The organism is Burkholderia sp. GbtcB21 (genome assembly GCF_019091065.1).
Classification (GTDB): domain Bacteria; phylum Pseudomonadota; class Gammaproteobacteria; order Burkholderiales; family Burkholderiaceae; genus Burkholderia; species Burkholderia pyrrocinia_C.
In genome coordinates, this window is the sequence record NZ_JAGXKA010000589.1 from 1 (window position 1) to 228 (window position 228).

The window sequence follows — 228 nt, forward strand, 5'->3', positions numbered from 1 at the left end:
GGTCCACGTGCTGTCCCGCGCGGGGGCGACGCATGCGGGCAGGAACGCGATCGGCGTGACCCGCCCCGGGATGGGCCACGCCGCCGCGGCCGGCCTGCTGGAAATGAAACGCGCGGGCGCTTACACGTTCCCGCAGGATGAAGCGGGGTGTATCGTGTTCGGGATGCCCCGCGAGGCGATCGCGCTCGGCGGTGCGGGCCAGGTTGTGCCGCCCGCCGACATGAGCCG

Annotated in this window: 1 protein-coding gene; it reads left to right on the forward strand. The window is 73.7% G+C overall.

All coding sequences use genetic code 11. From position 1 onward, the window contains the following. Nucleotides 1-228, forward strand: a 228-nt coding sequence (locus tag KVT39_RS37765; protein WP_306795645.1) for a chemotaxis protein CheB, incomplete at both ends; no start/stop codon positions are given.